The sequence below is a fragment of the Paenibacillus sp. FSL R7-0302 genome (genome assembly GCF_038006885.1).
Taxonomy (GTDB): Bacteria; Bacillota; Bacilli; order Paenibacillales; family Paenibacillaceae; genus Paenibacillus_AQ.
Window position 1 is genome coordinate 2,536,128 of the sequence record NZ_JBBOWB010000001.1, and the last position, 23,920, is coordinate 2,560,047.

Consider the following 23,920-nt stretch of genomic DNA (forward strand, 5'->3'; position numbering starts at 1 on the left):
GCAGCGGCGATTCGACGGAGGCATATATTCCTTAATAACAAACAAAATCGCCTCTAAAAAACAGCGTATAACATAAATTATACGCTGTTTCTCTTCATATCGATTTCTATATCACTTCCCGCACTAGTTGTCACCTTAAATAGAGTGATTTTAGTAGAATAATATATTAATAATGGAATTAATGCCCATTTCGAACATTCGTCTGTTCTTTCTCTGCTTCGAGTCTCCTGACCCATGCTATACTATTGAAAAACATACGCTGGAGGGAGTCCATTGATTCATAGCAGCAAGCACCATAAATGGAGATCAGACAAGCTGTCTCATCTGGGATCATCGATCTTTGCCGAGGTGTCGGCATGGAAGTCAGAAGCCCGGCAAGCGGGACTTAACATTATCGATCTTGGAATCGGCAGTCCGGACCGGGCGCCTCTGCCCGAGATCCGTCAGGTATTAAGTGAAGCAGTACTGCGGGAGGATAGCTATGCGTATCCGTCGTCCAAGGGAAGTGCAGCGCTGCGCAATCAGGCGGCGAGATGGATGCAGTGGCGTTTCGGCGCGGAGGTAGATCCGGAGGAGGAAATCGTGTCCCTGATGGGTTCACAGGACGGACTCTCGCATCTGGCCCTGGCCATCTGCAATCCCGGTGATCTGGCGATTGTGCCGGACCCCGGTTATCCCATTTATTCAGGGGCGCTCGCAATAGCAGGGGTTAGGTCTTGGCCGCTGCCACTCCTGGAGGAGAATGCGTTCCGGCCGGATCTGGAGCGAATTCCTGAGGAGGTCTGGCGGGAAGCATCTTTTATCCTGCTCAGCTTTCCCGGCAATCCGATTTCGGTTACTGTGGATATGGCTTATATGGAGCGGCTCGTGGAGCTTGCCCGTAAGTGGGAGGTGCTGGTCGTGCATGATCTGGCTTATTCAGAGATGGGGTTCGATGGATACCGGCCGATCAGCATCCTCCAGGTACCTGGGGCGCGGGACACCGCCGTTGAATTTCATTCCTTCTCCAAAAGCTTCAACATGGCCGGCTGCCGCATCGGCTTCATGACGGGCAATGCTCAGGCCGTCGGGGCGCTGCGGGAGCTGAAAAGCAATGTCGATTACGGCGTCTTCGAGCCGATTCAAGAAGCGGCGGTTGTGGCGCTGGAGCAAGCGATGAACTCCGGGCCGGACCAAGGGGTGGCTGAGCTGTATGAGCGGCGGCGGAATCTTTTGGTAGAGGCGCTGCATCTTGAAGGGTGGGCGGTGCCCTCGCCGGAAGCTACTATGTTTATTTGGGCGAGGCTGCCGGATGCCTATGGGAGTAGGGGGGAAGCCGGAAGTTCGCGCCGCTTCGCGCATGACCTGCTGCTGAGAACCGGAGTAGCGGTCATTCCGGGAGATGCTTTTGGCAGCCAGGGGGAAGGGTATGTGCGAATTGCACTGGTAGAGGAGGAAGAACGTCTGCTGGAAGCTGCCCGGAGGATCGGGAAGTTTCTGCGTTCGGAGAGATGAGAATGTGGGATGTGAGAAGTGTCATTGAGTAACATAATCAACATTATGTCAACCACTGTAATTCGCTGATCTGAATTCGGGGTAATAAGGATCAACTACAGATTTTCAGGAGGTTGACCTTATGGGATTTAACATTGGAGGATTAGGCGATAAAATACAAGGAGTAGTCGGTTCCCTCAAAGAAGGCCGTGCCTACGAGCTGCTGCAGAAATTACCGCTAGATAAGCTGCCTGTCGAGCAACTGCTGCAGAAGCTGCCGCTGGAGCAACTGCTATCTAGTTCTTTTCTGCAAAAGTTCACTCCGTTCGAGTCCTTGAAGGATCTGCTGCAAAAAGGGGGTTTCTCTGCCGGATCAGCAGAGGAGATAAAATCGCTCCCGTCGGATCAGCTTGATGAGCATGTAGCGAAGACTACTTCCTTCGGTTCACTGAAGGATATGCTGATCAAAGCAGCGGAGTTCTATTCCCAGCGGAAATAGATGGACCGTAGGTTGGTTTGAGGCAGGTAGTCTAAACCGCACTGCTGCCGGTTCTGGCAACCTCATATATGTAAGCAAGCCCGCACTGGAATTCACCGGTACGGGCTTGCTTTATTTTTACATAGTTATATTCCAGGGACTTAGTGCTTCAACCAAGCCGTTGCCAGCAGCAATGCTCCTTGGTTAGCCTTAGTGTCTGCCAGCGCGTTCAGCATCACGAAATCGTGGATAATGCCCTGGAAGCGCACAGCCGTAACGGGAACGCCTGCTTCGCGAAGCTTATTCGCATAGGCCTCTCCTTCATCACGAAGCACATCGGCTTCACCAGTGATAATCAAGGCTTCCGGCAGACCGCTAAGCTGGTCCAGACTGGCCCGCAGCGGAGATGCCGTAATCTGTGCCCGCTCCTCAGGATCGGTGGTATATTGATCCCAGAACCATTTCATGCCTTCGCGCTGGAGGAAATATCCTTCTGCGAACTGATGATACGATTCCGTATCGAAGGAAGCATCTGTAACCGGATAGAAAAGTAATTGCTTAGAGATGGCCGGACCGCTGCGTTCTTTGGCCATTAGGGTGATGGCAGCAGTCATGTTACCGCCGACACTGTCCCCAGCGACACTCAGCCTGGAGGCGTCGAGTCCATACGTGGAGCCCTCACTGGCGATCCATTCCAGTACCGCATAGATTTCTTCAATGGCCGTAGGATATTTGGCTTCCGGGGACAGGCTGTATTCTGGAAATACCACGGCAGCGCCTGTACCCACAGTCAGCTCGCGGATGAGCCGGTCATGCGTGTGACTGTTGCCGAATACCCAGCCTGCTCCATGAATGTAGAGAATGACCGGCAAGGAAGTGCCGGAGGTGCCTACCGGACGGACAATGCGGACCTTCACTTCACCGCCGGGGCCGCCGGCTACGGTCAGATCCTGAAGATCTGCCTCGGGTTTTTCGATATCGCCAGCCTGGACGGTGTTGACCGTTTCGCGGCCTTTTTCCGGACCCAGATCGGGCAGGAAGGGAGGCTTGGCATTATCATCGGCAAATTTCTGAGCTGCAGGTTCAAGAATAACTCTTTTATGATCAGACATAGGTTACAGTCTCCTTCTTCTAGCAGATTAGGTCAAGCTCTCCTCATCCATAACCGCCTGACAAGTTTCTGAAACGTAAAGCGAACGGATCGCCCGGGTCAAAGCGTATATCCAGTAAGAAAGGGGGGAAGCGAGCGTTGAAGAATTATCCCATTACAGAGCAGCAGGCCAAGGACATGTTTGAAGCACACTCCGCTTATATTTATGGGATTGCCCTTATGATGACCAAGCAGCGGGTGCTGGCCGATGATATTACCCAGGAGACTTTTCTGCGTGCCTTTGCAAAATATCATTTGTACGATCCCTCCAGGCCGCTTCGGCCTTGGCTGTACCGGATTGCCGTCAATACGTCCCGTAATCTGTTACGCAGGAAGACCTGGATACAACTCCTGGCAGGCGTCACTATAGAGGGAAAAGAGCACTCCGCCGAGAGCTTCGCCCTGCATAGTGAGAATCAGCTGGAATTATGGCAGGCGGTCAGCCGTCTGTCCGCGAAGCTGCGCGAAGTGATCACCCTGCACTATTATGCCGGATTATCGCTGCCTGAGACCGCAGAGGTATTAAGCATTCCGCTGGGAACCTGCAAATCCAGGCTTCATGCGGCACTGCGCAAGCTGAGAGAATGCGGCGAGCTTGACCCCGGTGTACTGATGATGAAGGAGGGACTGAAATGACGACAGCTAAGGACAGGCTGGATGTTGAATCCGGAGCAGTAACCGCACAATTACAAAAGGAAGCTGAACACATGATACACAGTATGCCTTCTTCTGTTGATTTTGATGAATTGTGGCAGCTACATACTGGAGGAGTAGGGAAAGCCCCAAGATACAGACACCGGTTATCATCGTACAGGAAGTGGGTCATCGGCGCCACAGCTGCGCTAGCTGTTACAGCCGGATCCATTATTGGGATCGGATTCGTCTCGCCTCCGGTTGCTGAAGCGCTGCGTGTGATTCCGTTTTTCGATTACTTGTATGCTAAAGGAGTCGACCGCGGGGAATTGAAGCCGATTGAAGAGAAGCATCTCAGTAATCCGGCAGGTGCGATCATTGCAGATAAAGGCATCACCTTCAATCTGGTAGAGGAATACTATGACGGAATTTCATTGGTGCTTAATTATGAGGTGACCTATCCATCATCGTCAGCGCCCATTTCCGGCAAGGAAGCGGCAGTCTTCTATAAGCTTAACTTCGAAGGGTATGAACCGCAAAGTATATCGACCCATGATTTTACGATTACAGGAGATCATACCTTCGTAGGTACAACCCGCCTAAGCTTCGGGGACAAGGACCTGCCGGATCAGCTTAGGCTTAATATGAGTATTGATTGTATCGGGACAACGAGGGGGAACTGGGATGTATCTGTCCTGCTGGATAGGGGGAAGAGTGCTGCGCTAAGCACTACCATCTATCCCAAGGATCTGAATTTCACATACAATAACTTACTATATACTGTAGACAAGCTTACTCTCGGTCCTGTAACTTCGCAAGTGATTGTTACAACAAGTTATCCTTATCCATGGCTTAATGTAATGCTCGAAGATGATATTGGCACCATATATATTGACAAAGGTGGAGATGGGGCGACTGCTGATTACTATTATTTCAATTTCTCGCCGCTGACTGATCTGAACCCCAAGCCGGAATATATGACACTGATCGTCTCTGGGAGACTAGGGAATTCGCAAATTAAATTACATGAAGATCGCCAGAGCCTGAATGGGTCATATCCTCTAACTTTGAGAGGAATTCAGGGAGGAACGGTTACAGTTACGGCTGTTGATTATGAGGAGAAGCAGACGGTCGTATATTATGAGGTCAGTCAGGTGATGAGCCAGTTAACCGAGCTAACCTTACTTCAAGGACAAAATCAGCCAATCACACAAACAGGACAGCCGATGCGGATTAGCCGGGATAAACTGGCATTTAAGCTTGTTTTCCCGCCCGTACAGCCCTCTGATAAGCTTGAGATTATGGCCCGTTCCTTCTCCTATCCAGAGGATATACAGCAATTCCGTCTGCGGATTCCGGTTCAGTGGACCAAATAGCTGCTGAAATTCAACGTTTATAAAAGTATTGGCCGCGACTGTCCTGCCAGGGACGGGCGTGGCCTGTTTGTGATTGGGAGGAGTGACTTTGAATGATTCGTATGGTCATTTTGTTGCTGCATAAGTCTTGAAAAGGTAAAATATCTGTTCTGCTCGATAGCCTGGACCCAATGTATGCTAAAAACCGAATACAATGTACAGGCACGAGGACTTTGAGCTGAATGTATATGAAAAACCGAATACAATATGCTGATATGAAGACTGCGAGCCGAATGTATGTGGAAAACCGAATACAATGTGCTGGTATGAAGACTGCGAGCCGGATATATGCGAAAAACCGAATACAATCGGTGCGGTGGTGTTTGTGGGCCATGTATGCGAAAAACAGTATACAATTTGCAGGCATGCAGGTACAAGGGCTGGAAGCACAGCCCACAGGTTATTTTGTTTAATGCACTTAAGAAATACGAAAAGCAAAAAGGAGCGGAGGGGAAATTTGGAACTGGAGGAGCGATAGCGTCCGCCTTTGTATTTGGATTTCTACCGCGAAGAGCGGTTATAATCAGGAAATCCAAATACAACAGCAGCCGGAGGGCCAAATGTTCATCGCAGCGACGACCAAGCTTCGAGTCCAGCCCTTAAGTATGTAGCATTAAAATCCCCTCACCGCTCCCCCACACGCCTTACCCCGTATCTCCAATAGTCCACTCCGGCAAATGCCGCCGTAATCAGCAGCGGGTAGAGAATTGCCCAGCCTGTGAACGGGAACACGGCCAGTGTAGCGGCAAAAGAAATCCAACTAATTGTTACGCCTGCACGGCTACCGCGCAAGAGGCGGATTCCGGCTGCGCAGCCCCCAATATAGGTAAGAATGAAGGTGGCATTAGGGAAGGTGATCAGTGTCGTAATCGAGAGCGCCCCGCTGCCGTAGAGCGATAATATCAAGGTGAAGCAGAGCGCCAGGAAGCCGATGGCCCCTACAGGCGTCTGATACCGATTGGATACAAGGCCCATCCAGCCGGGAGCATAGCCTTGCCGGGACAACGCATACGCCACGCGTGAAGCTGCGCCAGCATAGGCAATGATCGTCGCCGTGCAGATGAAGAGACCGGTGAGTCCGGCGATGAACCCGCCCCACACCCCCAGCGGCTGGCTGATGATCCAGAGCAGGGAGCTATCTGCCCCGCCGTGCAGATAGCTCTGCGTACCTACGGTAGCAAGTGCCGAGAGGAAATACAGGACGCCGACAATTACAGCCGCGATAGTCACACCCTTGACTGCAGCCCGCTCAGGTTCCTTGAATTCTTCGGACAGATGCGAGACGGCTTCCCAGCCGATGAAGCACCAGAAGAGGATAGCGGCCGCCTGCCCGACACTCATCCAGCCATGCGGCGCAAACGGAGTGAAGTGGGCACGCTCCATCCCCGGAAGCGCAGCGGCAAAAGAGAAGACCAGTACGGCAATAATAGCGATCACCACAGCAATTTGCACTTTACCGGCGACCTGCATACCTATCCAGTTCGTTAGGAGTCCGATCACCAGCATCCCGGCGGCAAGGGCGATTCTGGCCGGATCGCCCCAGCCCATCGCTGCCGTCATGTATCCTGCACCGGTCAATGCAGCGACTGGTGCGCCGATCGGAACGGACATCAGGAAGAACCAGCCGACAAGGGCCCCGGCCTTCGGCCCGAAGGCTAGAGTAACGAAGTGGGAGACGCCCCCGGCGTTAGGGAACTTGGCAGAGAGCAGGCCCATGGATAAGGCAAGCGGAAGAATGAGCAGGGTCATGAAGCCCCAGGCCAGCAGCGAAGCAGGGCCAGCCATCTCGGCTGCCAGCCCGGGGACAATTAATACCCCCGAACCGAGGACAGCCCCGATGTATAAGGCAATGGCCTGAGGCATGCCGATGGTACGTTGTAACGAGGTGTGTTTCTTCATATGTATAATCCCGCTTTCCTTGTATTTAGTTCTAGAGTATCAGATAATAGATCCATTGGAAAAACGGAATTATCAAATAACATCCATTCAAAAAACCGATGGATCAAAGGAAGGTCCGCTATGGAATCGAAGCATCTGTTCACCTTTCTCGTTGTGGTAGAGACCGGAAGCTTTACCCGCGCTGCGCAGAAGCTGGATTATGCCCAGTCCAGCATTACCGCACAGATTCAGGCTCTGGAAGCAGAGCTGGGGCAGCCGCTGTTCGACCGGATCAGCAAAAAGATTATGCTCACGGATGCAGGCCGCCGCCTGCTGCCGTATGCCCAGGAAATCTCCAAGATGCACACGATGGCTGAGAATGCCCTCCGGTCTGAGACCGAAATCGCCGGTTCGCTGCGGATTGGTGCACCGGAATCTCTGGCGGCCTTCCGGCTTCCGGGAATTATCAAGGATTTCCGCAGCCGGTATCCGCAGGTGCAGATTACCCTGAAGCCGGGGGCCTGCTGGGAGCTGACCGAATTCATCCGCTCCGGGGAGCTGGATCTGGCCTTCCTGCTGCAGCCGGAAACAGAGTATAAGGATATGCACTGTGAGACGCTGATCCATGAAGCCATGGCTCTGGTGGCTCCGCTGGATCATCCGCTGTTGGAGCTTGCTGAAGTGGAGCCGTATCAGCTGAAGAACGTAACGATTCTGCATACCGAAGCGGGCTGCACCTACCGCACCTTGTTTGAACGTCATCTGAACAGCCACGGTGTGTTTCCTGATCCGAATCTGGAGTTCTGGAGCATTGAAGCAATCAAGCAGTGCGTGATGGCCGGACTCGGTCTCTCTTTTCTGCCGCAGATTACGGTGAAGCGCGAGCTGGCGGAAGGCAAGCTGGGCCGGCTGAACTGGAATGACCAGTCGCAGCGGGTGGCCACCCAGATCGCTTACCATAACAAGAAATGGAAGTCTCCTGCGCTCAGTGAATTCCTCAGAATGGTAGAGAAGCATGCCGCCGGATGGAGGGAAGCTACTGCGGAGGAATGATATAATAGTTGTACTTAAGAGGGAGGGGACAGATCATGAATGAGCTGGAACTAACATACGAAGAAGAGCTGGAGGCCTTCCTGATCTGGATGAAGGATGCCGGTTATACAGCACATACCCAGAAATCCTACCTTGCGGATGTGCGGGAATTCCTGGACCATTTGAACGGCAAGGAGCTGGGAGCGGTGAAGAAGCTGCATGTGGTGTCCTACCTGACCTCGGTCCGTGAGCGGGGAGTCAGCGATGCCACCCGTAACCGCAAGCACGCCTCGGTTAACTGTCTGTTCAAGGCACTGTCCGAGCTGGAGCTGTTATCTATTAACCCGGCGGCAGGGATCAAGAAATCCAAGACCGACAAAAACCGTGAGCCGGTCTATCTGGAGGAGCAAGAGCTGGGGCGGTTCCTGTCGGCGGTGGACGGCAAGTACAGAAGCCGCAATCTGGCGGTCTTCCTGCTTATGTCCTATATGGGGCTGCGGGTAGGGGAAGTACATACGCTGAATCTGAGTGATTATAATGTAGACCGGCGCACGCTGCGGGTCTTCGGCAAAGGGCGCAAATGGCGGGGCATACCGGTTCCGGAGGATGTAGCCCCGTATCTCGATCAGGCGATTGCGGACCGGCTGGTCCCTTGGCGCAGCAAAGAAGAGGCCATGTTCATCTCGCAGAAGGGCCGCAGACTGTCGATCCGGGGAATTCAGGGCATTGCTGCGGATACCTTCAGCCGCTTCCAGAGTGAGCTGCCCTCTTCCCAGCAGCGTGCCTATTCGAGCCATAAGCTGCGGCATTCATTCGCCACTATGCTGCTGCGCAAGGGCGCGGATCTGCGGACGGTGCAGGAGCTGCTGGGTCACTCTTCCATTCAGACAACTACAGTCTATACGCATATCACGAGCCGGGAGAAGGAAGAGGCGATGTCCAGACTGCAAATCAGCAGTGCTGATAAGCTGAGCGGCAGCCTGTAATCCGTCTGTCTAGCAATATTATCACTTGAACTATGAACTTTTGTTCAAACCCTAACGCATAAATTACATGGAATGTGCATTTTTATGATGACAACTTGTCTCTGAATTGCTACCATGAGAAAGGGAAAAACGGGGGCATGAAATCAACCGCAACATTCGCTTTAGCCGCTTAACGCGTCTTCGCGGCTTGTAAATGCTTGGATGCTCAGATTTCAATGCTTAGATTTCAAAAAAAAGGCCGCCAATCCCTGCGGATTGGCGGCCGGCTCATTCCGGCTGGAATTATAGCTCCAGCTTGGCGATTTCACTCTTGAGCTTGTCAGCGGACTGCTGGAATAAGCTCTGTTCTTCTTCGCTGAGCGGAAGATCAAGCACCTCACGCACACCGGAGCGGTCCACAACACACGGAGCGCCGAGGAACACATCAGAGACTCCGTTGTAGTTGTTCAGTAATGTAGATACATTCAGAACGGAGCCTTCATTGTTCAGGATGGACGATACAATGCGGTCCAGTGCAAGCGCGATGGCGTAGGAGGTCGATCCCTTGGCATCGATAATCTCGTAAGCGGCATTCTTCGTATCCTCGAAGATTTCTTTGCGTTCGTCTTCATCGAAGCCCAGATCAATCCCGGCGACATTGGCGAGACTCCAGACCGGCAGCTCGGAATCGCCATGCTCCCCGATGATCTGTCCATGGATGCTGCGCGGGTCAATCTCCTTGTGCTTCCCGATCAGGTAACGGAAGCGGGCACTGTCCAGTACCGTTCCTGAGCCGATAACCCGTCTGCGGTCGAAGCCGCTGATCTTCAGGGTGGCGTACGCCAGGATATCGACCGGATTGGTCGCAATCAGCAGGATCGCGTGATGGTTGTATTTCGTGATTTTCTGGATGATATCTTTGAAGATCGAGATGTTCTTGCGGAGCAGGTCGATCCGGGTTTCACCAGGCTTCTGGGAGGCTCCGGCAGTGACGATAATAATGTCGGCTTCGCGGCAATCCTCATAGGTACCGGCCCAAAGCTTCACGCCTCCTACAAAAGGCATACCATGGTTCATATCCAGCGCTTCACCAAGCGCCTTCTGGTGGTTCACATCGATCAGTACAAGCTCGGGCATGCGCTTACGCAGCAGCAGCGTATAGGCTGTAGTGGTTCCGACTGCACCGGTACCGATGACTACAACACGATTGGGCTTAAATGGGGCCATGTTAAATCTCCTCCAGCATTTGTATTTTGGTAATATAAGGAAGGCAGAGCCATTCCACTTGCTGTCCAATCTTATCCATCATAATCGCTAGGGATAGTGTTTTCAAGCTGTCCGTATTTCATCCATTACCCGAAATAGGGTAAGCTAACAACGATTTTTCTGTTATCCACTCAACCACTTGACAGGAGCGAACTGAAGTATGGATTTATTCCGCAAAAAACCGCTGGCTATTCCCCAGAATGCCGGAGCGGAGAAGCTTAGCAAGACACTGGGCGCCTTGGATTTGACGATGCTTGGAGTAGGAGCCATCATCGGCACCGGGATCTTTGTAATGACAGGTGTGGCTGCTGCGGAGCATGCCGGACCGGGACTGGTGCTGTCCTTCATCATCGCGGGGATTGCCTGTGTGCTGTCCGCCTTGTGCTACTCTGAATTTGCATCGACCCTGCCGGTATCCGGCAGCGCCTATGCCTACAGCTATGTGGCCTTCGGCGAATTGCTGGCCTGGGTGCTCGGCTGGGATCTTGTACTGGAATACGGGGTTGCCGCCGCAGCGGTAAGCAGCGGATGGTCCGGTTATTTCCAGGGTCTGCTGGAGGGCTTCGGGATACATTTGCCCACAGCTTTGTCTGGAGCGTATAATGCGGATAAGGGAACATTCATCAATCTGCCTGCCGTCATCATTATCCTGCTGATCTCCTATCTGCTGACACGGGGGGTCAAGGAGACCGCCCGCTTCAACGCAGTGATGGTCGCCATTAAGATATCCGTGGTGCTGCTGTTCATCATCACCGGTATTTTCTATGTGAAGCCGGAGAACTGGACGCCCTTCCTGCCGTTCGGGATTCATGGCGTGATGAACGGCGCGGCCACTGTATTTTTTGCCTATATCGGCTTTGATGCCATTTCAACCGCCGCAGAAGAAGTGAAGCGTCCGCAGCGCGATCTTCCAATCGGGATTATCTCATCCCTTGCTATCTGTACAGTTTTATATATCGCCGTATCCTTGGTCCTGACGGGCATTGTTCCTTATCAGAGCCTGAATGTCAGCGATCCGGTATCCTTTGCGCTGCGGTTCGTGGGCCAGAATATGATTGCCGGACTGATCTCCATCGGGGCGATTGCCGGAATGACGACCGTTCTGCTGGTTATGCTGTTCGGCCAGACCCGCTTGCTGTTCGCTATCTCGCGAGACGGCCTGCTGCCGAAGAGCTTGTCCAAGGTTAGCGCCACAACGCATACCCCGGTGCGCAGTACCTGGATGGTGGGCAGCCTGATCGCTGTGCTTACCGGCTTCGTACCGCTGGACAGGCTGGCGAATCTGACGAGTATCGGCACCTTATTTGCCTTCCTGGTTGTGTCTCTCGGGGTCATTATGCTCCGCCGGACGAAGACAGATCTCCGCAGAGGCTTCCGGGTTCCTTGGGTTCCGCTGGTTCCACTCCTTAGTGCGGCAGCCTGCGGCTACTTAATGTATAATCTCGGCAGAGAGACCTGGATTGGCTTCATCATCTGGGTTGCGTTCGGACTGGTAATTTACTCATTGTACGGCTACAAACGCAGTAATCTGAATACGAAGAAATAATCTTTTAAATACTCATTAATGCAGAAAAGGAGAGAGAGCATTGTCAGCCAAAGCTTCATGTTCCAAGGTTCTAAGAGTGGCGTTGATGCTTCTTATGACTCTGCTGATTCTCTCGGCTTGCTCGTCCGCCCCTCCGCCGGAGGCTACCCGGCCTCCTCAGCCGACTGAAGCGCCGGAAGAAGGGCAGATGATTACAGTCATTACCCCGGATAACAAGAATGTCGAACCCGAAAATGCAAAGAAATACCAGATTCAGACACGGCTGACCGATTTCCGGCTGCTCAACCCCTCAGCAGGACTAGCCTGGGGGGTAACGCGCAACGAGCTTCGAATGTACATGACGCTCAATAACGGCAAGACTTGGGCGAATATCTCTCCAGCTACGAATGTACAATTTCTAAGCAATCCGGTCTACGGCAAAGAGATTTTTTTCACCGACCCCGAGCATGGCTGGATCATCCGCAGCTCGTTCGGCTCCACCGAGACCGTGGTGCTGCGTACCACAGACGGTGGACACAGCTGGCAGATCTCAGCGTTCCCCGATTCCAACAAGCTGTCCTCCATCTATTTCAGCTCCAGCCGCAGCGGCTGGCTGATGACCAAGTGGGATGCAAGTGCAACCAAAGAGAGCAAAGCCTTGTACGCTACCAAGGATGGCGGAGCCACCTGGAATCTGGTGATGCAGAATGAGCAGTATAATCCGAATCTGCCGACTAGTTCCATTCCGCATGCGGGGGTAACAACCGGGATGATCTTTAATGACGAGAGCCGGGGGTTTGTTATGCTGCAGACCGGCGCTCTGCCCAAGATTTATATGACCAGGGACGGAGGGGCGACCTGGGTATCGGGTTCGGAATTCCTGGTCAATGACAGCTTTGCCGGATGTGACCGGGTGGTTACGGGTGTCCCTGAATTCTTCGGAGAACATGCAGAGGGAGGCTGGATGCCGGTCGGCTGTCAGAAGGAAAAGGAAGGCAGCATGACCTTTAACGGCTATTTTACTGCCAATGGGGGAGAGAACTGGAAATTCACCACATTCGGACGGCCGGCGCTGTCCGGCATGAACCGGAATGTGGCACCTGACTTCCTGAATTCTATGACAGGCTGGTCGCTGGAAGGTAATCTGCTCTATAAGACGGTGAATCAAGGAGTGACCTGGACGGCCCTCCCGGCCAGCACGGTGCTTCAATCCAAGCTCCTGGAGTATCCGGAGGTAGTGAAGCTGCAGTTCATTTCAAGTGATGTCGGCTGGCTGCTGATCTCGAAGGAGGAGGACCGCAAGTCGATCCTGCTTCAGACCACTAACGGCGGCGAGAGCTGGCGTGTAATGTAATACTGTACAAGAGGTTGTCCGTTCTGACGGACAGCCTCTTTTTTTCACATTAAATCTGTTTAAAGGCCTCTACAATATAAGGAAAAATCTTATTTAAAATTTTCTTTAAAAATGTGAAAAAAATCACATGACAAATTTTGAATCCTGTGATATATTTAACACATAGAGAACAAGTTACTTTTTTCACAAACTTTCAAACAAACTTCCAACCCGAAGAGGAGAGATTACAATGACAACTTTTGAAACGGATTATATGACTAGAAACCTGATGCAACTGTGCTACAACTGCGATGACGCTCATCTGTGCCAGACTGAAGAACAATGCAAAGCCTGCTGGGCAGAGAACGGTATGATGCCGGAAGAAACGAACGAAACCAGACAACTCTTAGACCTCGTTCATGCTTAATGTAACCGCCAATCGGGTATTATAGAAGACCATTTAAGTTCCCGGAAGTACCGGAGCCTGAATGGTCTTTTTGCCGTGTGTACCGGTGCTGCCAGACAGACAAGAGGCATATACATGTAGAGAAGCCTATATGGGCAGGTGTGCTAACTACTTGGGAATAAGGGGGAAGAGACAATGGGAACGGGGAGTGATCCATCCTGGCTGTTCGATTTTACAGGAACGGTATTGCCGGTCTTTCTCGCTCTGGTCGTGGGGATCATCGCTGTGTCTGCGGGCCGGGGATTGCTTCAGTGGAGCCGGAACAATAAAGCCCCCCTGCAGTCCATTCCCGCCCGTATCGTGAGCAAGCGGACCGAAGTGCGCCAGCAGCAGTCCCAGGAGGATAGTCTCTCCAGCCGGACCAGCACCACCTACTATCTGACCTATGAAGCTGAGGATGGGGTGCGCAGGGAATTCAAGGTGGAGGGACAGGAATACGGGATGAGCGCTGAGGGGGATCAAGGCATACTGACGTATCAGGGGACACGGTATCATGGCTTTCAGCGGCGTCCTCACTACTCCACGGCGGAGTAGCTAAGATGGCAATGTATTATAGATGGTGATAGGACCCCCCTGGTTCCCGCTGTGGAGCAAGGGGGTTTTTGCGTGTATCCGGCATAGAGACGGAAGAAGAGGAAACAGGAAATTGGGCGCAGACTGTCACCTCCTGGGCGAATACACATACAATACAGCGAGCAGCAAAAGAACAACGGAGAATCACATAGTCTGCATAGCTTCACCCGTCTATGAAATGAATGTAAGGAGGAGAACGCGTGGCTGTCATCAAAACAAACTCGGAGGACGTAAGAGTGCTTGCACGGCTGATGCGGGCAGAGGCTGAAGAGGATGGAGAGTCAGGCATGCTGATGGTCGGCAATGTCGGAGTGAACCGGATTCTTGGCAATTGTCTGGATTTCAACAACATCCGCAGTGTGAACGACATGGTGTACCAGAGCCCCGGCGGCTTCGAAGCCCCGCAGAAGGGATACTTCTATCAACGGGCGCGGGAAGCCGATATCCGGCTGGCGAAACGTGCGATTGCCGGGGAGCGAACCTGGCCGGCCTCGAATGCGCTCTGGTTCTTCCGCCCTGTCGGCGACTGTCCGGGGACCTGGTACAATCAGCAGAATACCGGACGCTACAAGGCTCACTGCTTCTTCACTCCGACACAGGGAGATTGTCCGGCAGTATACTAAGCAGGACAGAATCATTATTATAATTTAGGAGGTAATTCGTACATGATCGTTCAACCGTACCGCCCAGTTCCTTATATGATGGGCAGCAATCCAGCAGGCAGCATGAACAATATGAATAATATGGAGAACATGAATAACATGAACAACATGGGGCACATCGGGAATATGGGGAAAATGGGAAACATGGGCACCATGGCCGCCATGCCGCCTCAGGTCAGCAGCGGTAGTCCCATGATGCCCGGCGGCACCGTGATCTCCACAGCCGCGCCCGTGTACGAACAGTCCTATGTGGAGAATATATTTCGCCTGAACCTGGGCAAGGTGGGCACCTTCTATTTCACATATGAGAACAACAAGGACTGGAATGCCAAGGTCTATACCGGGGTGCTGGAAGCTGCGGGCCGTGACCACCTGATTATCAGCGACCGGGCTACCGGACAGCGGGTGGTGCTGCTGATGGTTAACTTTGATTACGCTACTTTCGAAGAGCCGCTTGTCTATCAATATCCGGGCGTTGTCGGGAATCCGCTTGGAGTGCGCAGCTGCTAATCCGCTTTTCCGGCCATTTATCCATAGAATCATCCAAAAACGGCTGTCCGCCTTGGTTTGAGGCGGTCAGCCGTTACTTATGCTCCCGTACGTACATATGCTGTATTTTTCGAGGGGACACGCATGCTTGCTGTTTCACCTAATATATTTATATAATGAAAGTATTATTTATAATCCGTGATTTTGTATAGGAGATGAGGGCATTGGGGAATTGATACGCAAGGTTTCTCTTAGCGTAATCGAGTCTGACATTTTGAGCAAACGAAGGAGGTGGGCCTATCCAGCCGTACAGATTACGGTGGATAGGAGTATAAATTGAGCGACCCTTTACCCGGTATATTACATGTAGGACTTATTATTTTGCTGGTGCTGCTTAACGGTTTTTTCGTTTCGGTGGAGTACGCGATGGTGAAGGTGCGCAGCGGGCGCATTGAATCGCTGATTGAGGAAGGCAGCAAGAGAGCGCTGGCCGCAAGGAACATCGTCCATAATCTGGATGGCTTCCTGTCGGCCTGCCAGCTTGGGGTAACCCTTGCTTCACTTGCACTGGGCTGGCTCGGAGAGCCGGCCGTGGCCACGATTGTGGGGCCGCTGGTCAGGGGTCTGGGCTTTGATGAAACTACTGTATTTGTCATCTCCCTGATTATTGCCTTCATGTTCATCACGGTTCTTCATATCGTACTCGGCGAGCTTGCACCGAAGACCATTGCTGTGAATAAGGCTGAGGCGGTGCTTCTGTTAACTGCGGGACCGATGAACGTTTTCTACCGGATCATGTTTCCATTCATCTGGGTCGTTAACGGGCTGGCCCGGGGACTGCTGCGGATCTTCCGTCTGACACCGGCTTCCGAGCTGGCTACTGCGCATACGGAGGAAGAAATCCGCATCCTGATGCAGGAGAGTAACAAAAGCGGCCTCATCGACAACACAGAAATGACGCTGGTGGATAATATTTTTGGATTTGCGGACACGATGGCCCGGGAGATTATGATTCCGCGTACCGAGATGATCTGTCTGAACACGCATCTGGAGACGGAGGAGAATCTGGAGATTGCCTTCGATGGAATGAGAACCCGGTATCCGGTCTGTGACGGAGACAAGGACCATATTCTTGGCTTCATTCATATTAAGGATATGATCCGGGAGAAGGCGCCGAGCTATAATGAATTGATCCGTCCGATATTGACGGTACCGGAATCGATTCAGATCAGCAGTCTCCTGAAGGTCATGCAGCGTGCCAAGACCCAGATCGCCATTCTTATTGATGAGTACGGCGGTACCTCGGGGATGGTTACACTGGAGGATATTATGGAAGAGATTGTCGGTGAGATTCAGGATGAGTTCGACGAGGAGCGGCCCGGCATTGAGAAGCTGGGAGAGGATGAGTTCTCCGTTGACGGACTGATGCTGATTGAAGAGATTAACGACAAGCTCGGAATCCATATGGAGACTGATGATTATGATACGATCGGCGGCTGGCTGTATTCCAAGCTGGAGGTCAATCCGCCGCAAAAGGGCCAGTCCATTGAGTTCGACAATCATTTATTCGTGGTCGAAGAAACCGATAATAAGCGGATTTCCCGGATCAAGCTGCTGAAGCTGCAGTTATTGACGGAAGAAGCCGGAGCATAAGCTGCTGCATACAATATAAGCATGGCGCTACTACAGCGCTGTGCTTTTTTGTCATTATAAGGATGAATGGTTCTGACCTGTCTCCGATTCGGCCGGATTTAAGGCGGGTAAGGAAGTGTAAATACATGTAATATATCCGATTCAAGAAAGGGGCGGGAGCGTTGGAACATCCTCACAACAATTACAATGATCTGCTTGTCCTCTTGTCGGTTGCGATAGCCTTTCTCTCCTGCTTCACGGCGCTCGATCTGACGGAACGTCTGCTTCGCGGCCAGCGGAGCTCCCGGTTCATCCTGCTCATCTCCCTGGTGCTTGGCACAGGCCTGTGGAGCATGCATTTCATCGGGATGCGCGCAATGGATATGGCCGTTCCGGTATCGTATAATCTGCCACTACTGGCGTTCTCTCTAGTAATTCCCGTAGCAGCTTCTTATATGCTGTTAGCTATGCTGAATAACCCGCAGACCCGCAGCAGGGTCTATCTGGCTCTGGGCGGCCTCTTGTTCAGCAGCGGCATCCTGATTATGCATTTCAGCGGCATTCTGTCGATGAGACTTACGGCAACGTATGAGCAAGGCGCCTTTTCCATTATTCTGGCGGTATTGTTCGCCCTGATCATCCCGGTGATCACCGCATCCTACGATCCGAAGTGGCTGGAGCAGGCCTACAATATGTTCAGCTTCAAAAAGCTGCTGCTTGTCCTGACCCTGACCGGCGCGTTCACAGGCATCCATTACGCTGCCATGGCGGGCGCTTCCTTCCCTTTAGGAGAACCGTCCAGTGCAGCCGCGCACGTGCTCTATTTGCAGGATTCGATACTGGGAATGATCCTCTGCGGCTCCTTCCTGTTCATTGTGTCGATCGTCCTTGCCCTGTTGTACAGGGACCGGCAGCGGGTACTCCAGTCAGCTGCCTTCAATGAGCAGCGGTATACTGCGCTGTTCGAGCATAACCCTGATATGGTGATCTGCATTGATCCTGCTCGCAAGAAGATAATCAGTGCTAATCCTGCTCTGCGGGACATTACCGGATATAGCAGCGAAGAACTGGGGAATTATAAGGCGATACTATACAGCGAACGGGATGAAGCGGCCGTACGGGATGCCATAACGCGCGCTTCACGGGGGCAGTCCTCCAAGCTGGAACTGAAGGTACGGAGCAAAGGCGGGGAGCAGCTGATCTGTAGTGTCACTGTCTTTCCTTTGCTGCATCATACGGAGCAGTGGGTCTATATTGTGGCCGAGGATGTGACTGCCCTGATGAAGTATCAGTATGAGCTGCTGGAGGCCAGGGATGCTGCGGAGAGTGCTGTGACGATGAAAAGCGAGTTCCTCGCCACCATGAGCCATGAGATCCGCACGCCGCTGAACGGCATTATCGGTGTCAACCAGCTGCTGTCCGAGGAGATCAGCAATCCTGAGCATCTGGAGCTCCTGCGGCTTCAGAGTACAAGCAGCCACGCTCTGCTGCATGTGATGAGCGATATTCTCGATATCTCCCGGCTGGAGGCGGATGGCCTCTCACTGAACAAGGATACTTTCGGGCTGAAGGCGCTGCTCCAGGGCTGTATGGACCTGTTCATGGTGAGCACACAAGACAAGCCGTTATCTCTTGAGCTTCTGATCGAGGAGGGACTTCCCGACAAGTTCACCGGGGATGCTGCGCGTATCCGCCAGATTCTCATCAACCTGATCGGCAATGCGGTGAAATTCACGCCATCCGGCACGGTAACGGTTAAAGTGGAGTCCTATGGCGTCAGGGAGACCGCTCAGGCGCTGCAATTCATGGTACGCGACACCGGCATTGGCATCTCACCGGATAAGCTGCAGCTGCTCTTCCAGTCCTTCTCGCAGGTGGACGGGTCGCATACCCGCAAGTACCCCGGCACGGGTCTGGGCCTGGCGATCTGCAAGAAGCTGGTGGACCTGATGCAAGGAGAAATCTGGGCAGAACCGGCAGAAGGGGGCGGCACACAATTCTTCTTCAGAATTAAGCTGCAGTCGCAGGAGCATTCCCCGGAGGTATTTTTCGGCAAGGATACAGGGGAAGGGGAGTCAGCAGAGGAGAATGAAGCCGTATAAGACAGCGATTGCCAACAAGAGAGTTAACATTATATAATTTGAAAGTAACTATTCTTTTATCACGATAGTCCTGAGGACGGAAAGGAACTCTCTTTGAGCAAAACAAAAAAGAACAATGTCACGGCTCCCCAGATGAGCAAGCAGGAGAAGCGCAGGGCAGAGCAGGAGCAGCAGAAGCAGAAAACGAGAATTCTTATCGTGAGTACGGTGGCCATCGTCGTTATTATTTTTGTAGGCTTATTCATGCTTGCTTCCAAGGACTCTTCGCCTGCCGGCACAGACAGTACGCCGGTTGCCTTCAATTACAGTGAAATGATGCGGCTTGGCAAGGAGGATGCTCCGGTCAAAATAGTGGAATTCGGCGACTTTAAATGTCCGGCTTGCGCCCAGTTCACCGGTGTCATCAAGCCGCAGATCGTTCAGGGCTATGTAGATCAGAATAAAGCAGCCTTCTATTTCGTGAATCTGGCCTTCATCGGCAAGGATTCCAGAACGGCCTCCCTGGCAGCGCTATCGGTCTATCATCAGAACCAGGAAGCGTTCTGGAAGTATTTCGATGCGATCTATGCCAATCAGGGGAATGAAGAGAAGGAATGGGCTACGCCTGACTTCCTGGTGAGTCTCGCCAAGCAGCTGGAGCTGCCGGTGGATTACGACCTGCTGCGCAAGGACATTGACGAGCGTACCTACGTAAGCGAGCTGGAGCGGGATATTCAGCTTGGCACCGATACGGGTGTAACGAATACGCCATCCTTGTACGTGAACGGCATCAAGGTGAAGGAGCCTTTCAATATGGAGGCGATTGACGCCCAGATTCAGGCAGCAACAGCAGCAGCGGGAGCAGGGACCGCCCAATGACCGTCTTCTCTGCCTTCTGCCGGCGTAACTGTCTCTACTTGGCCTGGTTCGTCTGTGTGGTGGCTGTAGCAGGAAGCCTGTATCTCAGTGAGGTCCTAAATTACGAGCCCTGTAAGCTGTGCTGGTTCCAGCGGATCTTCATGTATCCGCAGCTGTTCCTGCTGGGGATCGCCACCTACCGGGCGGACAAGCGGATCATTCCATACGTGCTTCCCCTTAGTCTGATCGGCGGCTGCATCTCTATTTATCATTATGCGGAGCAGAAAATTCCGGCGCTCAGCAAGGTGCTTCCCTGTACCATCGGCGTACCGTGCAACAAGGATTATCTGAACTGGTTCGGATTTATAACGATCCCTCTGCTTGCACTTATAGCCTTTGCCTTAATCTCGATTCTGCTCTGGACAGGACGCAAAGAGGAGCCTGCGGAGTAAGAAGCTGACGGGCAGAAGGAAGAGAAGAGAATACCTTTAATTTTAGTAAAAAATAATATGCAAAAACCCTGTAAAATCACGTGGTAAAGGGATAATGAAAGAGAATGAAAGATCAAGACATACCGGATGATGAATTTGGTTGTTTTGAGTGCTTTTCATTCTTTTTTCATTTGTTTCCACGCTTTACGGAAGACGTGTTGTAGCTTAATATTAGTCCTTGTGAGAAGTTGAATATGCGCTGAATTTTCCGGAAGGAAAAACGGGGGAACCACACTTTGGCTAAGGCCAAAAGGGGTGAATCGGAGCAGGCTACTTGACCTGTAACCGTAGGGCTACCACAGTCCGAATCCGCCAGCTAACCTCGTAAGCCACTAGTGGGATAATGACCATGCACACTAAGGCATGCGGATCATTTCCGTATGCTTATTTTGGTGCCTGCATTTATGAAATCCACTTATGAAAACAGCGCAGGGAAACCCGTTTCAACTTAACCAAGAGAGGAACTGTTACTACAATGGTAAGCAAGGTAAAACGACTATTGATCGGGCGTCCGATGAAGTCGAACGAACTCGATCATGAAAAGTTATCCAAGGTGAAAGCACTGGCTGTCCTGTCTTCTGATGCGCTCTCGTCTGTAGCCTACGGAACAGAACAAATTCTGATTGTACTGGTGGCCGCCGGGTTCACCGCTATCTGGTACTCCTTGCCAATTGCATTAGCCGTATTGGGCCTGCTGGCTATTCTGATTCTGTCCTACCGGCAGACGATCTTCGCTTATCCCCAAGGCGGGGGCGCGTATATTGTCGCCAAAAGCAATCTAGGGGTGCATACCGGCTTACTGGCCGGCGGCTCTCTTCTGGTGGATTACATTCTGACGGTGGCGGTAAGCGCCTCGGCGGGGACGGATGCAATCACTTCAGCTTTTCCAAGTCTGCATAATCATAGTGTTCTCATAGCGGTATCTGTTATCGTGCTCTTAACGATTGTTAACCTGCGGGGAGTGACCGAATCGGCCTCCTTCATCGCTATCCCGGTCTATCTGTTCGTGGTTTCCATCTTCGTGCTCATCATCTCGGGGGTCTTCAAATATATGACCGGCGGCGCCCATGCCCATGTTCCTGAGATTGGCTCGGCGGTATCGAACGTGAGTATGTTCCTGCTGCTGAAGGCCTTCAGCTCCGGCTGTTCGGCTCTGACCGGGGTAGAAGCGGTCTCCAATGCCATTCCTAACTTCAAAGCGCCCGCGGAGAAAAATGCAGCCAAAACGCTGATGCTCATGGGCCTCATTCTCGGGGTAATGTTCACAGGTATTACGCTGCTCGCTTACTGGTACGGTATCATGCCTGATGAGAAGGCCACCGTGGTCTCACAGATTACCGAATCTACCTTCGGCCGCGGCGGACTGTACTTCTTCATTCAGGGGATTACGGCGGTTATCCTGTTCCTGGCAGCCAATACGGCGTACTCGGCCTTCCCGCTGCTGGCGTTCATGTTCGCCAAAGATAAATATCTGCCCCATGCCTTCATGGTGCGCGGCGACCGGCTGGGCTTCTCCAACGGTATTATTTTCCTCGGTGTCATGTCGGCTGTGCTGGTGGCGGCGTTTCACGGGAATACGGAAGGACTCATTCCATTATATGCAGTAGGGGTATTCATTCCGTTCACGCTGTCGCAGCTGGGCATGATGGTCCAATGGTACAGAACGAAGCCGAAAGGCTGGCAGAGCAAGTTCGCCGTCAATACGGTGGGGATGCTCACTACATTAACGATCACCCTGATTTTCATAATCACTAAATTCTCCAGCGTGTGGATGGCCTTCATCTTCCTACCGGCTGTTATCATCGTGTTCCACCGGATTCACCGCCATTATATGAATATTGCCGATCAGCTGCGGATCTGTCCGGCTACCGATAAGCCTTGTATCAAAGGAAGCACCGTAGTCGTTCCGGTCGCCGGTGTGACTCGCGCTGTACTACATTCGATCAGCTATGCGAAGTCATTGACAGATAATGTGGTCGCTGTATATGTAGGCTTCGATGAAGAAGAGATTCACAAGATGGAGCAGAAGTGGGAGGAGTGGAACCCCGGCGTACGCCTGATCGTCCTGCGCTCCCGCTACCGCAGCATTATCCGCCCGCTGGTGAAGTTCATCGATACAGTAGAGTGGAAGACCTCTTCAACGGATCATATTACCGTCCTGATTCCGCAATTCGTGACCAAGCACTGGTGGCAGGCGGTGCTGCATAATCAGACCAGCTTGTTCATCCGCTCTTATCTGATGAATCAGAAGGACATTGTCATCGCCACGGTTCCTTTCCATCTGCATAAATAATATAGAAGATTATAGGAAGACGGCTGTTTCTGCTTAATGCGGAGGCGGCCGTTTTTACGTTATTATAAGTTATTGGTTGACATAGAGAATGAGAATCAATATCATCAGTATAGACAAGATGAAGGTAACAGAGCTTTTGCCAATCATGAGGGTAACATACAGGAGGGGTATTCAATGTTTTCGTTCAACCTGCAAGGATCAAGAAGCGGGAAGCTGGCGGTGGCCGGACTTATGACTACAACACTGCTGCTGTCCGCTTGCGGAAATAATAATAGCAACGCAGGCAGTAACGGTGGAGCAGGCACCGCACCTGCGGCAACCGCAGAAGCGACTGCGGTACCTGCAGCAACTGCTGCACCCGCTGTGGAGAAGACCGTAACGGATGCAATGGGACATAAGGTGACCGTTCCCGCTAATCCGCAGCGTGTAATTGCTTCTTATCTGGAGGATTATCTGGTAGCACTCGGTGTGACTCCGGTTGCCCAGTGGTCTACGAAGAACGGTACTCAGGCTTACCTCGCTGCTGAGCTTAAGGACGTTCCGCCGATCAGCTATGACCTGCCGCTTGAAGCCGTCACCAGCTTCACGCCGGATTTTCACATCGTCCAGTCGGAGGGCTCGGTTCAGAACGGTCTTTATGACCAGCTGAATAAGATTGCACCAACCTATGTACTCGGTGATGAGGTCAGCAGTGACTGGCGTGCAGCCTTGCTCAAGATCGGAGAGCTGCTCAATAAGACACCGGAAGCGGAGAAGGCTATTGCAGACTATGACCAGAAAGCGGCTTCAGCCAAAGCGGCTGTATCTGCGGCAATCGGCGATGATTCAGTAGCGGTTCTGTGGCTGGTGTCCAAGAATTTCTTCATTGTAGATGAGACCCGCAGCAGCGGTGCAGTATTGTATGGCGATCTTGGAGTGAAGCTCCCGAATCTTGTGACCGATATTCCTGCGGAGTCCAGAGCACCGTGGAACCCGATTTCACTGGAGAAATTATCTGAGCTAACTGCAGAGCATATCATTCTGGTGAACAGTGACAAGGCAAGCGGAGCTGAGATTACAGAAGGTGCAGTCTGGAAGGGAATTCCGGCCGTTAAGGCAGGGAATGTTCATGAATTCGGCAAAGATACCAGCTGGCTGTATAGCGGCCCTATAGCCAATTCCAAGACCATCGATGATATTCTGAGCAGTTTTGTGAAATAGGTCTTTACCGGCCGGAGAATTGTGCAG

General features: G+C 52.2%; 21 protein-coding genes and 1 riboswitch. Of the genes, 18 read left to right on the forward strand and 3 right to left on the reverse strand.

Going from position 1 to position 23,920, the window contains the following annotated elements; genetic code table 11:
* Positions 1 to 273: 273 nt before the first annotated feature.
* Positions 274 to 1,494 (forward strand): aminotransferase class I/II-fold pyridoxal phosphate-dependent enzyme, encoded by a 1,221-nt coding sequence (locus MKY96_RS11115; protein WP_340940367.1) that lies wholly within the window; start codon positions 274 to 276, stop codon positions 1,492 to 1,494.
* Positions 1,495 to 1,615: 121 nt separating this feature from the next.
* Positions 1,616 to 1,972 carry a hypothetical protein gene (locus MKY96_RS11120; RefSeq protein ID WP_051478104.1) on the forward strand — a complete coding sequence of 119 codons (357 nt, stop codon included), beginning with the start codon at positions 1,616 to 1,618 and terminating at the stop codon, positions 1,970 to 1,972.
* Between the two features lie 140 nt (positions 1,973 to 2,112).
* Here the strand turns inward: MKY96_RS11120 and MKY96_RS11125 are convergent, their stop codons facing one another.
* Positions 2,113 to 3,063 (reverse strand): alpha/beta hydrolase, encoded by a 951-nt coding sequence (locus MKY96_RS11125; RefSeq protein WP_340940368.1) that lies wholly within the window; start codon positions 3,061 to 3,063, stop codon positions 2,113 to 2,115.
* 137 nt (positions 3,064 to 3,200) lie between these two features.
* On the opposite strand from MKY96_RS11125, the gene MKY96_RS11130 reads away from it, so the two are divergent.
* Positions 3,201 to 3,737 (forward strand): RNA polymerase sigma factor, encoded by a 537-nt coding sequence (locus tag MKY96_RS11130; RefSeq protein WP_340940370.1) that lies wholly within the window; start codon positions 3,201 to 3,203, stop codon positions 3,735 to 3,737.
* Positions 3,734 to 5,110, forward strand: coding sequence for a DUF4179 domain-containing protein (locus MKY96_RS11135; protein WP_340940372.1), 1,377 nt, complete (start codon positions 3,734 to 3,736; stop codon positions 5,108 to 5,110). Before MKY96_RS11130 ends, MKY96_RS11135 begins: the two co-directional genes overlap by 4 nt.
* A 663-nt stretch (positions 5,111 to 5,773) precedes the next feature.
* Here MKY96_RS11135 and MKY96_RS11140 read toward each other — a convergent pair.
* A complete protein-coding gene (locus MKY96_RS11140) occupies positions 5,774 to 7,048 on the reverse strand; it encodes an APC family permease (RefSeq protein ID WP_340940374.1) in 1,275 nt (424 codons plus the stop codon).
* Between the two features lie 120 nt (positions 7,049 to 7,168).
* On the opposite strand from MKY96_RS11140, the gene MKY96_RS11145 reads away from it, so the two are divergent.
* A complete protein-coding gene (locus MKY96_RS11145) occupies positions 7,169 to 8,080 on the forward strand; it encodes a LysR family transcriptional regulator (RefSeq protein ID WP_340940377.1) in 912 nt (303 codons plus the stop codon).
* Between the two features lie 35 nt (positions 8,081 to 8,115).
* Positions 8,116 to 9,045 carry a tyrosine-type recombinase/integrase gene (locus MKY96_RS11150; protein ID WP_340940380.1) on the forward strand — a complete coding sequence of 310 codons (930 nt, stop codon included), beginning with the start codon at positions 8,116 to 8,118 and terminating at the stop codon, positions 9,043 to 9,045.
* 282 nt (positions 9,046 to 9,327) lie between these two features.
* Here the strand turns inward: MKY96_RS11150 and MKY96_RS11155 are convergent, their stop codons facing one another.
* The gene (locus tag MKY96_RS11155) at positions 9,328 to 10,251 is read right to left on the reverse strand and encodes an L-lactate dehydrogenase (protein ID WP_340940382.1); all 924 of its coding nucleotides are present in this window, start codon (positions 10,249 to 10,251) and stop codon (positions 9,328 to 9,330) included.
* A gap of 199 nt (positions 10,252 to 10,450) precedes the next feature.
* Between MKY96_RS11155 and MKY96_RS11160 the strand changes: the two genes are divergently transcribed.
* The 12 genes from MKY96_RS11160 to MKY96_RS11215 all read left to right on the forward strand — a co-directional run bounded on the left by MKY96_RS11160 (position 10,451) and on the right by MKY96_RS11215 (position 23,893).
* Positions 10,451 to 11,836 carry an APC family permease gene (locus tag MKY96_RS11160; RefSeq protein WP_340940383.1) on the forward strand — a complete coding sequence of 462 codons (1,386 nt, stop codon included), beginning with the start codon at positions 10,451 to 10,453 and terminating at the stop codon, positions 11,834 to 11,836.
* An 85-nt stretch (positions 11,837 to 11,921) separates the two neighbouring features.
* On the forward strand, positions 11,922 to 13,169 hold the full coding sequence (locus tag MKY96_RS11165) for a WD40/YVTN/BNR-like repeat-containing protein (RefSeq protein WP_340940386.1): 1,248 nt from the start codon (positions 11,922 to 11,924) through the stop codon (positions 13,167 to 13,169).
* 229 nt (positions 13,170 to 13,398) lie between these two features.
* A complete protein-coding gene (locus tag MKY96_RS11170) occupies positions 13,399 to 13,575 on the forward strand; it encodes a hypothetical protein (RefSeq protein WP_179090460.1) in 177 nt (58 codons plus the stop codon).
* 174 nt (positions 13,576 to 13,749) lie between these two features.
* Positions 13,750 to 14,148 carry a DUF2500 domain-containing protein gene (locus MKY96_RS11175; protein ID WP_036695387.1) on the forward strand — a complete coding sequence of 133 codons (399 nt, stop codon included), beginning with the start codon at positions 13,750 to 13,752 and terminating at the stop codon, positions 14,146 to 14,148.
* A gap of 239 nt (positions 14,149 to 14,387) precedes the next feature.
* Positions 14,388 to 14,810, forward strand: coding sequence for a cell wall hydrolase (locus MKY96_RS11180; RefSeq protein ID WP_340940390.1), 423 nt, complete (start codon positions 14,388 to 14,390; stop codon positions 14,808 to 14,810).
* A gap of 147 nt (positions 14,811 to 14,957) precedes the next feature.
* A complete protein-coding gene (gene gerQ / locus MKY96_RS11185) occupies positions 14,958 to 15,359 on the forward strand; it encodes a spore coat protein GerQ (protein WP_340944527.1) in 402 nt (133 codons plus the stop codon).
* Positions 15,360 to 15,674: 315 nt separating this feature from the next.
* The gene (locus MKY96_RS11190) at positions 15,675 to 16,991 is read left to right on the forward strand and encodes a hemolysin family protein (protein ID WP_340940392.1); all 1,317 of its coding nucleotides are present in this window, start codon (positions 15,675 to 15,677) and stop codon (positions 16,989 to 16,991) included.
* 161 nt (positions 16,992 to 17,152) lie between these two features.
* Positions 17,153 to 19,072: a sensor histidine kinase gene (locus MKY96_RS11195; RefSeq protein ID WP_340940394.1), complete on the forward strand. Its 1,920-nt coding sequence runs from the start codon at positions 17,153 to 17,155 to the stop codon at positions 19,070 to 19,072.
* A 93-nt stretch (positions 19,073 to 19,165) separates the two neighbouring features.
* Positions 19,166 to 19,930: a DsbA family protein gene (locus tag MKY96_RS11200; RefSeq protein WP_340940395.1), complete on the forward strand. Its 765-nt coding sequence runs from the start codon at positions 19,166 to 19,168 to the stop codon at positions 19,928 to 19,930.
* Entirely contained in the window at positions 19,927 to 20,361 is a 435-nt protein-coding gene (locus MKY96_RS11205) for a disulfide oxidoreductase (RefSeq protein ID WP_339257246.1), read from the forward strand. Before MKY96_RS11200 ends, MKY96_RS11205 begins: the two co-directional genes overlap by 4 nt.
* 226 nt (positions 20,362 to 20,587) lie before the next feature.
* Positions 20,588 to 20,747: riboswitch (cyclic di-AMP (ydaO/yuaA leader) on the forward strand.
* Between the two features lie 128 nt (positions 20,748 to 20,875).
* Positions 20,876 to 22,693, forward strand: a complete 1,818-nt coding sequence (locus MKY96_RS11210) for an APC family permease (RefSeq protein ID WP_209873826.1) — start codon at positions 20,876 to 20,878, stop codon at positions 22,691 to 22,693.
* Between the two features lie 174 nt (positions 22,694 to 22,867).
* Positions 22,868 to 23,893 (forward strand): ABC transporter substrate-binding protein, encoded by a 1,026-nt coding sequence (locus tag MKY96_RS11215; RefSeq protein WP_339257243.1) that lies wholly within the window; start codon positions 22,868 to 22,870, stop codon positions 23,891 to 23,893.
* Positions 23,894 to 23,920 lie beyond the last annotated feature (27 nt).